Here is a 12,661-nt window from a genome sequence, read left to right as displayed (position 1 = left end):
CCATCGCTGACATAGAATGGCACTTTGCGCTGGATTGCTGCTCTCCATACTGTCGGCAGTCCACTCCATTCCTTAACAAGGATCCGCCTATGACTCTGTCATTTGCCAGCCAGGCCCTGATCGACGCCGGTCGCTGGATTGACCAGCGCGGTTGGTGTCCCGCCACCGGTGGCAACTTTTCCATGCGCCTTGGCGATGACCGGGCGCTGGTGACGGCTTCCGGCCGCCACAAGGGCTATCTGACCGATGAGGATTTCCTGCAGGTTAACCTCGCCGGAGAAGCCATCACGCCCGGCAAGCCCTCTGCCGAAACCCTGGTGCACACCGCACTGTATCGCCTCAGCCCGCAGATCGGCGCGGTATTGCACACCCATTCAGTCGCCTCCACCGTCCTGTCACGGCTGACGCCCGGTGATCATCTGCCGCTGGAAGGCTTCGAGATGCAGAAGAGCCTGCAGGGCAACCTGACCCATGAAGCGACTGTCTGCCTGCCAATCTTTGACAATACGCAGGACATGCAGGTACTGGCCGAACAGATTGAGCAGCGCTGGCGCGCCCGGCCTCTGCAGTGGGGGCTGCTGGTACGCGGCCATGGTCTCTATGCCTGGGGCCAGACCATAGATGAAGCCCGCCGCCATCTGGAAGGGCTGGAATTCCTGTTTGCCTGTGAAATGGAAATGCGTCGTCTCGGAGGACGAGGATGAGTCAGTCTGATACCCCCCACCAGGATCCTCTGGAGCTGGAAGACATCGGCATCGCAGCGGTGCTGACCGATATTGAAGGCACTACCAGCGATATCAGTTTCGTCAAGAATGTGCTGTTTCCCTACGCCGCCGAGCACCTGCCCGCCTTCGTCCGCGAGCATGCTGACGACCCGCAGGTCAAACATCAGCTGATGCTGGTGGCAGGCGAGATTGGTTGGGTCGAAGCCGATACCGAGACGCTGATCGGCGTGCTGCTGCGCTGGATCGAGGACGACCGTAAGGTCACACCACTGAAAACCCTGCAGGGCATGATCTGGGACGTGGGCTATCGTAACGGCGACTTCACCGGCCACCTGTACACCGATGCCCATGACTATCTGCAGCGCTGGCACCAAGCCGGGATCGAGCTGTATGTGTTCAGTTCAGGTTCGGTACCGGCGCAGAAGCTGCTGTTTGGCTTCAGTGACTTCGGCGACCTGAACCCGCTGTTCAGCGGCTACTTCGACACCACCACCGGCGCCAAACGTGAACGTGTCGCCTATCAGCGGATTCAGGCGGAGATTGATCTGCCTGCGCCGTGCATCCTGTTCCTGTCGGACATTGCCGAGGAACTGGATGCGGCGAAAGCCGCCGGAATGAAGACCTGTGAGCTGCGCCGTGATGGTCAGCCAGCCAGTGGCCGCCATCCGGTCGCGACTGACTTTAGCCAGGTCCCCTGCAAGTAACCGCCCGCTCCGGCAGCACGGGTTGTGGATAACCCCTGCGGCGGGTATGGTGCGGGGACTGTGAATAACTAAGCGGCGGTGTGCCTGCCACGCAGGCGCAACCACCCGCCAACCTGAGGAACCCTGATGAGCGCTTTGACTATCTTCGCTGACAACCAGCCCGGCCAGCCGCTGCAGCACACCGAGGACGGTGCCGTGATCGCCGCACTGCTGCAGGCAGCCGGTGTCCGCTTCGAGCGCTGGAATGCCAGCACCCCCATCACAACTGAGATGAGCAACGATGACATTCTGGCGACCTATGCCAGCGACATTCAGCGTCTGAAAGATGAGCACGGCTATATCACCGTGGATGTGGTCAGCATGAAACCCGACCACCCGCAGAAAGATGAATTCCGCCAGAAGTTTCTTAGTGAGCATCGCCACAGCGAAGATGAAGTCCGCTTCTTTGTAGCCGGTCAGGGGCTGTTCTGCCTGCATATCGGCGACAGGATTTATCAGGTGCTGTGCTGCAAGGATGACCTGATCAGTGTGCCGGAGAACACCCCGCACTGGTTCGATATGGGCAGCGCGCCCACCTTCACCGCTATCCGTCTGTTCAACAATACTGAAGGCTGGGTCGCCCACTTCACCGGCTCAGATATCGCTGACAGGTTCCCACTGCTGGCCTGAGCGCATTATCCGTCCGCAAGACAGCGATAAAAAATGGCGCCCGTGGGCGCCATAGTTGTTGTTCGATGAGAACCTGATACCTGCGGCTTAACGCAGGAACAGCTTATAGGCCAGATTGTCGGTGACTTCCCAGTAGGGATAGCCCAGCTCATCCATCGACTTCAGCAGGGCTTCACGCTCGCCAGGCTCCACCTGCATCCCCACCAGTACCCGGCCATCGGCCGCGCCATGATTACGGTAGTGGAACATCGACACGTTGTAGCGCTGACCGAACTTGTTGAGGAAGCGCAACAAGGCTCCGGGCCGCTCGGGGAACTCGAAACGGTACAGCACCTCATTGGTGATCTCCCGCGCCTGACCGCCGATCATATAGCGAATATGCAGCTTGGCCATTTCATCATCACTGAGATCGACCACTTCAAAGCCGTTGTCCTGCAGGTCGCGCAGCAGCTCATCCTTGCCCTGACCGTTCTTGCCGATGCTGATACCGGCAAAAACATGGGCGGTACTGGCATCGGCATAGCGGTAGTTGAACTCGGTGACATTGCGCTTGCCCAGCGTCATGCAGAACTGGCGGAAGCTGCCGGGACGCTCTGGCAGTTTGACCGCCAGCAGTGCCTCGCTCTTCTCACCCAGATCAGTCCGTTCAGCCACATAGCGCAGACGGGAGAAGTTCATGTTGGCACCGGAGTCGATGGCAATCAGGGTTTCACCCTCGATCCCTTCGCGCGCCACATACTTCTTCAGACCGGCCAGCGCTGTCGCACCGGCAGGCTCAGTGATGGAACGGGTGTCATCAAAGATATCCTTGATCGCCGCACAGATTTCATCGGTGCTGACAGTGATGAACTCGTCCACATACTGACGGCACAGCTCGAAGGTGTGCTCGCCAATCTGTGCCACGGCAATGCCGTCGGCAAAAATACCCACCTGCGGCAGGACTACCCGCTCACCTGCCTCCATCGCCGCCTTGAGACAGGCGGACTCTTCCGATTCCACCGCAATAATACGGATCTCCGGACGCAGGTATTTAATGTAGACCGCAATCCCCGCCGCCAGGCCACCTCCGCCGACGGGGATAAAAATCGCGTTAATCGGGCCGGATTCCTGGCGCAGAATCTCCATCCCGATGGTTCCCTGACCTGCAATGGTGTAGGGATCATCATAAGGGTGAATAAACACATAGCCCTTTTCCTCGACCTGCCGGAGGGCATAGGCCAGGGCCTCGTCGAAGGTGTCGCCGTGCAGTACCGCCTTGCCGCCACGGGCCTTGACCGCATTAACCTTGATATCCGGCGTCGGCTTGGGCATGACGATGGTGGCCTTGACGCCCATCAGGCTGGCAGCCATCGCCAGCCCCTGCGCGTGGTTCCCGGCCGAAGCGCAGATCACGCCACGGGCGCGCTCGTCGTCAGTCAGGTTGGCCAGCTTGTTGTAGGCACCACGAATCTTGAAGGAGAACACCGGCTGCAGGTCTTCACGCTTGAGCAGCACACGGTTCTTCAGCTTGCCGCTGAGATTGGGAGCTTCATCGAGGGGCGTTTCCACCGCGGCTTCATAGACCCGCGAGGTCAGGATTTTCTTGATGTATTGATGTGGCATGATGAGGATCATTTCCTTGGGTTGTCTAGCCGCCAGGCCAGCAACCGCGCCGCCTGACGTCCCCGCGACCGCGCCAGGCCGGAGGGCCCATCATTTAACCAGATGCCAGCGCGCGACGATACCCTGAAACCGGACCAGGTGAATCACGCAACGCACTGTCGCCGGGCAACCGGCAAAACCACCCCGCTGCACTGCCACAACCTCGCCGCCACGGCAGAAACTGCCTATAATTAGCGCCTTTCCCACCGCCAGAAAGACTGCACCCATGACCCAAGACGAGATGAAAAAGGCTGTCGCCCAGGCCGCCCTCGACCGCATCCTGCCGCACCTGGAAGAAGACACCATTCTCGGTATCGGCACCGGCTCTACCGCCAATCTGTTCATTGATGCCCTGGCGGCCCACAAGACCCGTTTCGACGGTGCCGTGGCCAGCTCACAGGCCTCGGCCGACCGCCTGAAGGCCCACGGCATTCCCGTGTATGACCTCAACAGCGTCAGCAACCTGCCGTTCTACATCGACGGTGCCGATGAGTTCGACCCGCACATGAACCTGATTAAAGGCGGTGGCGCGGCCCTGACCCGCGAGAAAATTGTGGCGGCGGTCAGCAAGGAATTTATCTGCATCGTTGATCAGACCAAGCAGGTCGAAGTGCTCGGCAACTTCCCGCTGCCGGTGGAAGTGATCCCCATGGCACGCTCCTACGTGGCCCGTGAGCTGGTCAAGCTGGGAGGGGATCCCGAGTATCGCGAAGGCGTGGTCACCGACAACGGCAACGTCATTCTGGACGTCTTCAACCTCAAAATTGTTGATCCAAAAGCGCTGGAGCAGCAGATCAACATGCTCACCGGCGTGGTCACCAACGGCCTGTTTGCCCACCGTGGTGCCAACGTCATTCTGATGGGTACTCCTCAGGGCGTGCAGGTGATCGGCGGCTAAGCACCGCTCCCAGCGCCGTGAACGGGCTGCCAGTGGCAGCCCGCACTCTTCCCGCGCTGACACCCGTCAATACCCCGCACCACACACATAAGCCTGATCCATCACTGCGCAGCCCCCTGCATTTGTCTATAATGGGCCACCCTTTCTTATCCCTGATCTGACTGCGTGGACCCCGGCATGACTGAGCGTTTAACCCTTACCCGCCCCGACGACTGGCACCTGCACCTGCGTGATCTCGACGTACTGCCGCATACGGTGCCCGCCACCGCCCGGCAGATGGGCCGTGCCATCATCATGCCCAACCTCCGCCCCCCGGTGATGAACGCAGAGCAGGCGCTGGCCTATCGTGAACGCATCATGGCGCAGGTACCGGCAGGTTCCCGCTTTGAACCACTGATGGTGCTATACCTCACTGACAACACCACCGCCGAGATGATCCGCGCCGCCAAAGCCACCGGCAAGGTCGCCGCGGTCAAGCTCTATCCTGCAGGTGCCACGACCAACTCCGACTCCGGTGTGACCGACCTCGGCAAGCTTGATGACATCTGTGCCGCCCTGGCCGAATGCGGTATGCCGCTGCTGGTACACGGTGAAGTGACTCACAACCACGTCGATATTTTCGACCGTGAAAAGCAGTTCCTCGACGATATTCTGGTGCCACTGGTCAGCCGCCACCCGTCACTGAAGCTGGTGGTCGAGCATATCACCACCGCCGATGCGGTCGCCTTCGTCAACAGTCAGGGAGCCAATGTCGGCGCCACCATTACCGTGCAGCATCTGGCCTACAACCGTAACCATATGCTGGTCGGTGGCATTCGTCCGCATCTGTTCTGCCTGCCCATCCTCAAGCGCAATGTGCATCAGCAGGCGCTGCAGGCCGCCGCGATCAGCGGCAGTGCCAAATTCTTCCTCGGCACCGACTCTGCGCCACATGCCAGGGGCGCCAAGGAATCGGCCTGTGGTTGCGCGGGCTGCTTCACTGCCTATGCAGCCATTGAGCTGTATGCTGAAATCTTTGAAGACCTGGGCGCACTGGACAAGCTGGAAGCCTTTGCCAGCCATTTCGGCCCGGACTTCTATGCCCTGCCACGCAATACCGACACCATTACCCTGGTCAGGGAAAACTGGCAGGTACCGGCAGAAATGGCCTTCGGCCATGATGTGATCGTGCCACTGCGTGCCGGTGAGACCCTGCGCTGGAAAATGCTGGCAGAATAAGCGTTACCTGCACACCTCCGGGCGGTATGCCCGGAGGATTTCTCTCCCGCTGCTGCCGACAAGGTGTTATGAGCACGGTCAACTCCACCCCGCCCGGTCGTGGGCCCTACCGTCGCCTGAACCTGCGCACCCTGATTCTGTCACTCTGTCTGCTGACGGTGCTGCTGACTCTGGCGATCAGCCTCTATGCCAGCTACACGGTACAGCGCCAGCTGCTGATCCAGACCACGCTGGAAGCCAACCGGGTTTACGCCTCGAAACTGGCAGAAAGCACCAACCTGTTTATGACTGCGGCGATTGACCGCCTGTCCTACAGCGCCCATCGCCTGTCAGGGCAGCTGCATAATGCCGGCCAGTTGCAGGATGTGGTGGATCGTATCCGTCTCGACAGCAACCGCTTCAACTCCGCCATCATTGTTGCTGCCGACGGCGAAATCCTTGCCTACTCACCACAGAGAGTCTATCCCGCGGGCCAGCATGTAGCGTCAGCGGAATCACTGGCGGCCCTCAAACAGCGGACGCTGTATATCAGTGAGCCGTTCACCGCCCCCAGCGGCCGTCTGATCATCTTTATTGCCCAGCCCATCATCACCGCCGATGGCCAGTATCAGGGCTATGTAGCCGGCACCATTTATCTGCAGGAGCACAATGCGCTGGATACCCTGCTCGGTGAACATCCCTACAAAGACGGCTCCAACCTCTATGTCGTAGATGAGCAGGGCCGGTTGATCTATCACAGCCAGAGTCAGCGCGTCGGTGAGTACGTGGAAAGCAACCCGGTAGTCTCTGAGCTGATGCAGGGACAGGCAGGCAGTCAGCAGGTCACCAATACGCAGGGCACCAGCATGCTGGCAGGCTTTGCCAGAGTCCCGGCTACCCGCTGGGGCATTGTCGCTCAGCGACCGATGGCTGCCGTCACCAGCGAGCTGAATCACCTGATGTTTATCACCGTGCGCAACGCCCTGCCGCCGCTGCTGGTCACTCTGCTGCTGATCAGCTGGCTGACCCGTCTGATTACCCGGCCTCTGCATCAGCTGGCAAAGGTGGCTCGCCATCTGGATGATCAGCAGGCGCTGCACCATACCAATAAAGTCAGGGACTGGTATGCCGAGGCCGGGCAGTTGAAGCACGCCATGCAGACCGGCCTGAGCATGATGCAGCACAAGATTGACCGTCTCAGCCAGGAAAGCCTGACCGACCCGCTGACCGGGCTGGTCAATCGTCGCGGACTGGAGCAGGTACTGGCGCAGTGGAGTCAGAACCAGCAACGCTTCACCCTGATCATGCTCGATATCGACCACTTCAAGCGGGTTAACGATGCCTTTGGCCATGATGTGGGTGATCTGGTGCTGTGTTATATCGCCGACCAGCTGCGTCAGCATTCGCGGGCAGAAGACCTCTGTTGCCGCTGCGGCGGAGAGGAGTTCATGATGCTGCTGCCGGATGTCAGCGCCGAGCAGGCGCTGGCAGTCGCCGAGCGGTTGCGCCTGCAGGTCGCCGGGCAGAACAGCCCGGCAGGCCCGCCGGTTACCCTGTCACTGGGGCTGGCGCAGTTCCCGGAAACCGCAACGGCGGTGGTGCCGCTGCTGAAACAGGTCGATCTGGCCCTGTATGCCGCCAAACATGCGGGCCGCAATCAGACCATGGCGGCCCAACCCGCCCCCTGAACCGGTTGACGCTCGCAGACAAGCCTATTCCAGCCCGGCGCGGCGGGCCGCCACCTTGGCCATCGCCGCCCATTCCTTGTCACCATCGCCATGAGCGACCGCTTCCAGCAGGCTGTCACGCATGCTGCTGGCAAAAGGCAGTGGCACATTCTTGCTTTCACCGGCGGCCAGCGCCAGACGGATATCCTTCAGGCCAAGGGCCAGCTTGAAGCCGGAAAACTCATACTTCTCCTCAGCGATCAGCTTGCCGTAACCCACGTAGGCAGGGGCAGCAAACAGCGTGGTAGTGATCAGCTCGATAAAGTCGGCCGCCGCCACGCCGTGCGCACGACTGAGCGCCGCCCCCTCGGCCATGGTCTCGATGGCACTGCCGATGCAGAAGTTCACCGCCAGTTTGACCGCATTGGCCTGCGAGGGCTGCTCACCGTAGTACCAGGTTTTCTGCCCCATGATATCCAGCAGCGGCTGGATGCGGGCCACCCGCTCGGCGGCACCCGCTGCCAGAATATTGAGCTTGCCTGCGGCGGCCACATCCACCCGCCCCAGTACCGGCGCCGCCACATAACCGAGGCCGCGCGCCTGATGCACACCAGCCAGCTCATCCGCCAATGCCACCGAAATGGTGGCCATGTTGACGTGCACACTGCCGGGCGTCATCGCCTCCAGCACCCCAGCGTCAAACAGCACAGCGCGAGTGGCGTTGTCATCGGCCAGCATGGTGATGACAACATCCGCCCCTGCCGCCGCCTGACGCGGAGTCGTGCACACCCTGGCGCCCAGAGTGGCCAGTGCTTCTGCGGGCAGCGGATTGCGATTCCATACCTGCAGCGACTGCCCGGCGGCCAGCAGGTTACTGGCCATGGGCTTGCCCATGCTACCCAGACCGATAAAGGCGATGTTCATGCTGTGTTTCCTCTTCAACGTTGAATCTGTACATCCTGAATGCGAGTGATCGACAGATAGTTAAAACATTTAGGAATTAATCATTCCCTAAATTGGTAAAAAATTTTACGTCAGTAACTTCATTTAGGTCAGTAACTTCAGCGCAGTTGGGATGACGGCCTCATCCAGCGCCTGACATTTACCCGCAACGCGCATGCCTTGCAGCAGGCAGTACAACAGTTCAGCACTGACTTCCGCATTGACGTCAGGGGCAATCGAGCCATCCTGCTGACCACGCAGGATCTGCTGCTGCAACTGGCCACGCAGACCGGCGGCGCTACGCCTGACATGATCAGCCAGATCCGTATCCAGGGTCGACAGTGCCACCATACTGCCTACCACCAGACAGCCCTGCTGCCCTTCATCACCGCCACTGGAGTGCACATAGAACTGCAGCACACGCCGCACCGCTTCAAAGCCACTGCTGGCATCCTGCAGGTGACTGTTCAGTGCCGCCCGGCGCAGCAGGGTATAACGCTCGAAGGCGGCCAGAAACAGCTGGCGTTTGTCTTTGAATGCCTTGTAGAGGCTACCCGCCGTCAGCCCCATGGCCGCGCTCAGCTCACTGATGGAGGCGGCGTGGTAGCCCTGCTGGCGAAATACCGTGATGGCGCTGTCCAGCGCCTGCTCAAGATCAAACTGACGGGGGCGTCCACGTTGTCGGTTCATAATGCGGCGGCATAGCTCATGAATGTGTTGGCCGCCGATTATGGAAGTGATCACTTCCATAATCAATTACAGTGCCGGTTACTTGCCCTGCTTAGCCTGCTGTTTGGCCTCGAATGCTGCCAGCTGTTCAGCGGTGGCAGGCTGTTGGAACTCGCTCTTCCAGCGGCTGTAGGGCATACCGTATACCCACTCACGGGCATCGTCATCGCTGAGGCTGAGGTCACGCTTGCCGGCCTCCTCACCCAGCCACTTGCTCAGGCAGTTGCGGCAGAAATCCGCTACCAGCATCAGCTCGATATTCTGCACTTCCTTGTGTTCATCCAGATGCTGCAGCAGGCGGCGAAAGGCAGCGGCTTCCAGTTCGGTACGTTGCTGGTCGTTCATAAAAACCTCATATCAATCAAAGATAAACAAGCATGGCTGGCGCAGATGGCAGAGCGGTTCAATACGCCCCCGGCAGCACAGTGACGATGCTGGCCACACTGCTTCGCCTGGCCGCCTATTGTGCGGGATGGCCACAGACCCTGAAAAGCCTTATCGGGGCTGGCACTCCAGCGCACAGGACAACCGCTAAAAGCAGCGTGTAATAGGTGAATGAACACGTTAAGCCTGCTTTTCACGCCCTATTCGGCGACACTGACAGATTTTCCACGGCCTGCTAGTGTCACCGGCAGCAACATGACCTACACTGCCTCGGACAGGTGCCGGGGTGACCGGCACCAACGGCTGTACCTCCCACTGACAGAAGGACACTGCACATGGGCATTTCCACTCTTATCACTCTGGCGATTATCGTGGTTATCGTCTTCTGGGTGGTCAGCATCTACAACGCTCTGGTCACCAAGAAGAACCAGGTCGATAACGCCTTTGCACAGATCGAAGTGCAACTCAAACGCCGTTATGACCTGATCCCTAATCTGGTGGAAACCGCCAAAGGCTACATGCAGCACGAACGCGGCACCCTGCAGCAGGTGATTGAAGCGCGCGATGCCGCTGCCACCGCTCTGGGCCGTCTGGCCAACAGTCACAGCGAGGGCGATGCCAGTACACTGGCAGGGCTGGAAGGCAAACTCAGCAGTGCCCTCGGTCAGTTCCGGGTGACCATGGAAAACTATCCCGACCTCAAGGCCAACAGCTCGATGATGCAGCTGAGCGAAGAACTGACCAGCACCGAGAACAAGGTGGCCCGTTCCCGGCAGTTCTATAACGACGTCGTGACCGATTACAACATCTACCGCCAGTCTTTCCCGCCCGTGCTGTTTGCCGCTACCTTCGGCCACCGTTCCAACGCCCCCTTGCTGCAGTTTGAAGACAGCGCCCAGATTCAACAGGCACCCAAGGTCACGTTCTGAGCGGCGGCCAGATAGATGCTGTTTTTTAACTGGCAGGAAGCCGCCCGTCGCAAAACCCGTCTGCTGCTGGTGCTGATGGTACTGGCGGTGATCTTTCTCAGCGCCCTGACCGTGCTGATGCTGGCACTGTTCGAGGAGCTGCAGCGCCATCAGGGTATCGATGCCCTGCTGAGCAGCCCCGGCCTGCTGCTGACCCACTTCACCCCGGAGCAATTCGCCAGAGTCTTCATGGGTGTCGCTCTGGTGGTGGGGGTCGGCAGTGCCTATCGTATCGCCAGCCTGTCGGAAGGTGGCTATCGCATCGCCGAATCCCTCGGTGGACGCGCGGTACGGGCAGATACCGATGATTTCTACGAGCGTCGTCTGCTCAATGTGGTCGAGGAAATGGCACTGGCGTCAGGCTGCAGCGTGCCCGGTGTTTTCGTACTCGACAACGAACATGGCATCAATGCCTTTGCCGCCGGCCATGACCTGGATGATGCCGTGATCGCCGTGACCCGCGGCACACTGGAACAGCTCAGCCGCGATGAGCTGGAAGGGGTGATCGCCCATGAGTTCAGCCACATCGTCCACGGCGACATGCGTCTCAATATCCGGCTGATGGGAGTAGTGTTCGGCATCACCATGCTGGCCCAGCTGGGGCGGATACTGCTGCAGTTTGGCAACGGTGCCCGCCACAATCTGGATCGCAACAAGAAGGATGCGGTCCCCTTTGCCCTGTTTGGCCTCGGGCTGTTGCTGGTGGGCTTTATCGGTGGCCTGCTGGCCAGCGCCATTCGGGCTGCGATCAGCCGTACCCGCGAATATCTGGCCGATGCCTCGGCGGTGCAGTACACCCGCAATACCGAAGGCATCGCCAATGCGCTCAAACGGATTGGCGGCTATGAGCTGAGCTCCCACCTGATCAACCCCCGAGCCGCCGAAGTCAGCCATATGCTGTTTGGCGCTGGCAGCCTGTTTTCCATGCTGGATCTGTTTCCCTCCCACCCCACTCTGGATGAGCGCATCAAACGCCTTGAACCGGGCTGGAAAGGCGGCTATCTGCCGGAGCGCAACCCGCTTGAACGCATGACCGAGCAGATGCAGAGCCGCGCCCGTCCGCAGGCCGGCTCCTCGCTGCATGCCTCCCTCGCGGCCACGGCAGCGATGCTGGCCAGCCGCGATCTGGCGCAGCCACTGGTCGCCGAACAGCAGCGCAAGACCAGCGATACCATGACCACCATGGGTGCTCCCACCGAAGCGCAGCACAACTTCGCCCGCACCTGGCTGCAACGTCTGCCCGCCCCCCTCTATCAGGCGGCCCATGCCAGTCAGCAGGCACCACTGTTGCTGCTGGCCATGCTGCTGCCTGCGGACGAGACGGAAAGCCAGCGCCTGATCGGCCAGCTGGCCATTCCTCTCAGTGACCGCAACGATCTGCAGCAGCTGCATGCCGGACTGGTACGGCTTGCCGACAGCGACCGGCTGGCACTGGCAGAAATTGCCCTGCCGACCCTGCGCGACAGTACCCCCAATCTGCGCCAGCATTTGCTCACGCAGGTGCATACGCTGGTGATGGCCGATGGCAAAGTCAGCCTGTTTGAATGGGCGCTGACGCTGATGGTTCAGCATCAGGTCGATCAGCTCGACAAGCGCCGCACCATCAGCAGCGGCCACCGGCAGATCAGCCAGACCCGCAACGACATTCACACCCTGCTGGCCACACTCTGCCACTTCTCCGCCATGCACAGCGATGATCAGCAGGCAGCCTACAACCAGGCACTACAGCTGATGCGCCTGCCACCGCAGCCGCTCCCCGCCCGGGCCAGTCTGGAACAATTGCAGGGCGCCATCCGCCACTGTGGCCGTCTGCTGCCACTGGCCAAGCAAAAGCTGCTGCAGGCCTGCTGCCAGTGCATCGAGTTCGATGGCCGGGTCAACCAGCAGGAAGCTCAGGCACTGCGCATCATTGCCCTGCTGTGCGGCTGTCCGATCCCGCCGCTGATCTACGACGCCGTGGATCAGCAGGATATTCGTTACCAGCCACCCGCCTGATACAACGGTGCCCGATTCAGCCGGGCACCATTTTCCTCACTTCCTCACTTCCTCACTTCCTCACTTCCTCACTTCCTCACTTCCTCACTTCCTCACTGGCAGATTGGATCAGCCAAAACGGCTGTTTCAGCGCTGATGCTGC

Annotated in this window: 12 protein-coding genes; 8 read left to right on the top strand and 4 right to left on the bottom strand. The window is 60.3% G+C overall.

All coding sequences use genetic code 11. The features are described from left to right. Positions 1 to 89: 89 nt before the first annotated feature. The 3 genes from QCD60_RS12475 (at position 90) to QCD60_RS12465 (ending at position 2,098) form a co-directional block, all read left to right on the top strand. Positions 90 to 704: a methylthioribulose 1-phosphate dehydratase gene (locus QCD60_RS12475; RefSeq protein WP_279785706.1), complete on the top strand. Its 615-nt coding sequence runs from the start codon at positions 90 to 92 to the stop codon at positions 702 to 704. Then, positions 701 to 1,429, top strand: a complete 729-nt coding sequence (gene mtnC, locus QCD60_RS12470) for an acireductone synthase (RefSeq protein ID WP_279785704.1) — start codon at positions 701 to 703, stop codon at positions 1,427 to 1,429. The genes QCD60_RS12475 and mtnC overlap by 4 nt, the downstream gene beginning before the upstream one ends. Before the next feature lie 126 nt (positions 1,430 to 1,555). Beyond that, entirely contained in the window at positions 1,556 to 2,098 is a 543-nt protein-coding gene (locus QCD60_RS12465) for a cupin (RefSeq protein WP_279785702.1), read from the top strand. Positions 2,099 to 2,185: 87 nt separating this feature from the next. Here QCD60_RS12465 and ilvA read toward each other — a convergent pair whose 3' ends face one another. Further along, positions 2,186 to 3,700, bottom strand: coding sequence for a threonine ammonia-lyase, biosynthetic (gene ilvA, locus QCD60_RS12460; protein ID WP_104152752.1), 1,515 nt, complete (start codon positions 3,698 to 3,700; stop codon positions 2,186 to 2,188). A gap of 265 nt (positions 3,701 to 3,965) precedes the next feature. Between ilvA and rpiA the strand changes: the two genes are divergently transcribed. The 3 genes from rpiA (at position 3,966) to QCD60_RS12445 (ending at position 7,522) form a co-directional block, all read left to right on the top strand. Continuing rightward, the gene (gene rpiA, locus QCD60_RS12455) at positions 3,966 to 4,637 is read left to right on the top strand and encodes a ribose-5-phosphate isomerase RpiA (protein ID WP_279785699.1); all 672 of its coding nucleotides are present in this window, start codon (positions 3,966 to 3,968) and stop codon (positions 4,635 to 4,637) included. Positions 4,638 to 4,814: 177 nt separating this feature from the next. Further along, entirely contained in the window at positions 4,815 to 5,855 is a 1,041-nt protein-coding gene (gene pyrC, locus QCD60_RS12450; protein ID WP_279785697.1) for a dihydroorotase, read from the top strand. A gap of 68 nt (positions 5,856 to 5,923) precedes the next feature. Continuing rightward, positions 5,924 to 7,522, top strand: a complete 1,599-nt coding sequence (locus QCD60_RS12445; RefSeq protein ID WP_279785695.1) for a sensor domain-containing diguanylate cyclase — start codon at positions 5,924 to 5,926, stop codon at positions 7,520 to 7,522. 24 nt (positions 7,523 to 7,546) lie between these two features. Here the strand turns inward: QCD60_RS12445 and QCD60_RS12440 are convergent, their stop codons facing one another. The 3 genes from QCD60_RS12440 to QCD60_RS12430 form a co-directional block, all read right to left on the bottom strand. After that, positions 7,547 to 8,443, bottom strand: a complete 897-nt coding sequence (locus tag QCD60_RS12440; protein ID WP_279785693.1) for an NAD(P)-dependent oxidoreductase — start codon at positions 8,441 to 8,443, stop codon at positions 7,547 to 7,549. A gap of 105 nt (positions 8,444 to 8,548) precedes the next feature. Beyond that, positions 8,549 to 9,133 (bottom strand): TetR/AcrR family transcriptional regulator, encoded by a 585-nt coding sequence (locus QCD60_RS12435; protein ID WP_279785691.1) that lies wholly within the window; start codon positions 9,131 to 9,133, stop codon positions 8,549 to 8,551. A gap of 78 nt (positions 9,134 to 9,211) precedes the next feature. Continuing rightward, positions 9,212 to 9,517 (bottom strand): DUF1244 domain-containing protein, encoded by a 306-nt coding sequence (locus QCD60_RS12430; RefSeq protein WP_279785689.1) that lies wholly within the window; start codon positions 9,515 to 9,517, stop codon positions 9,212 to 9,214. A 374-nt stretch (positions 9,518 to 9,891) separates the two neighbouring features. Between QCD60_RS12430 and QCD60_RS12425 the strand changes: the two genes are divergently transcribed. Together QCD60_RS12425 and QCD60_RS12420 are read left to right on the top strand one after the other, a co-directional pair. Next, complete coding sequence (locus tag QCD60_RS12425) at positions 9,892 to 10,485, top strand: LemA family protein (RefSeq protein ID WP_279785687.1); 594 nt, start codon at positions 9,892 to 9,894, stop codon at positions 10,483 to 10,485. A gap of 15 nt (positions 10,486 to 10,500) precedes the next feature. Then, positions 10,501 to 12,519: a M48 family metallopeptidase gene (locus QCD60_RS12420; RefSeq protein WP_279785685.1), complete on the top strand. Its 2,019-nt coding sequence runs from the start codon at positions 10,501 to 10,503 to the stop codon at positions 12,517 to 12,519. Positions 12,520 to 12,661 lie beyond the last annotated feature (142 nt).

Origin of the sequence: Pokkaliibacter sp. MBI-7 (genome assembly GCF_029846635.1) — a bacterium.
Taxonomy (GTDB): Bacteria; Pseudomonadota; Gammaproteobacteria; order Pseudomonadales; family Balneatricaceae; genus Pokkaliibacter.
This window is presented reverse-complemented; position numbering and strand designations above follow the sequence as displayed.

Bases quoted from the DNA above. Each gene is read 5' to 3' on its own strand.
- QCD60_RS12475 (WP_279785706.1), top strand. From the start codon at position 90: ATGACTCTGTCATTTGCCAGCCAGGCCCTGATCGACGCCGGTCGCTGG.
- mtnC (WP_279785704.1), top strand. From the start codon at position 701: ATGAGTCAGTCTGATACCCCCCACCAGGATCCTCTGGAGCTGGAAGAC.
- QCD60_RS12465 (WP_279785702.1), top strand. From the start codon at position 1,556: ATGAGCGCTTTGACTATCTTCGCTGACAACCAGCCCGGCCAGCCGCTG.
- ilvA (WP_104152752.1), bottom strand. From the start codon at position 3,700: ATGCCACATCAATACATCAAGAAAATCCTGACCTCGCGGGTCTATGAA.
- rpiA (WP_279785699.1), top strand. From the start codon at position 3,966: ATGACCCAAGACGAGATGAAAAAGGCTGTCGCCCAGGCCGCCCTCGAC.
- pyrC (WP_279785697.1), top strand. From the start codon at position 4,815: ATGACTGAGCGTTTAACCCTTACCCGCCCCGACGACTGGCACCTGCAC.
- QCD60_RS12445 (WP_279785695.1), top strand. From the start codon at position 5,924: ATGAGCACGGTCAACTCCACCCCGCCCGGTCGTGGGCCCTACCGTCGC.
- QCD60_RS12435 (WP_279785691.1), bottom strand. From the start codon at position 9,133: ATGAACCGACAACGTGGACGCCCCCGTCAGTTTGATCTTGAGCAGGCG.
- QCD60_RS12430 (WP_279785689.1), bottom strand. From the start codon at position 9,517: ATGAACGACCAGCAACGTACCGAACTGGAAGCCGCTGCCTTTCGCCGC.
- QCD60_RS12425 (WP_279785687.1), top strand. From the start codon at position 9,892: ATGGGCATTTCCACTCTTATCACTCTGGCGATTATCGTGGTTATCGTC.
- QCD60_RS12420 (WP_279785685.1), top strand. From the start codon at position 10,501: ATGCTGTTTTTTAACTGGCAGGAAGCCGCCCGTCGCAAAACCCGTCTG.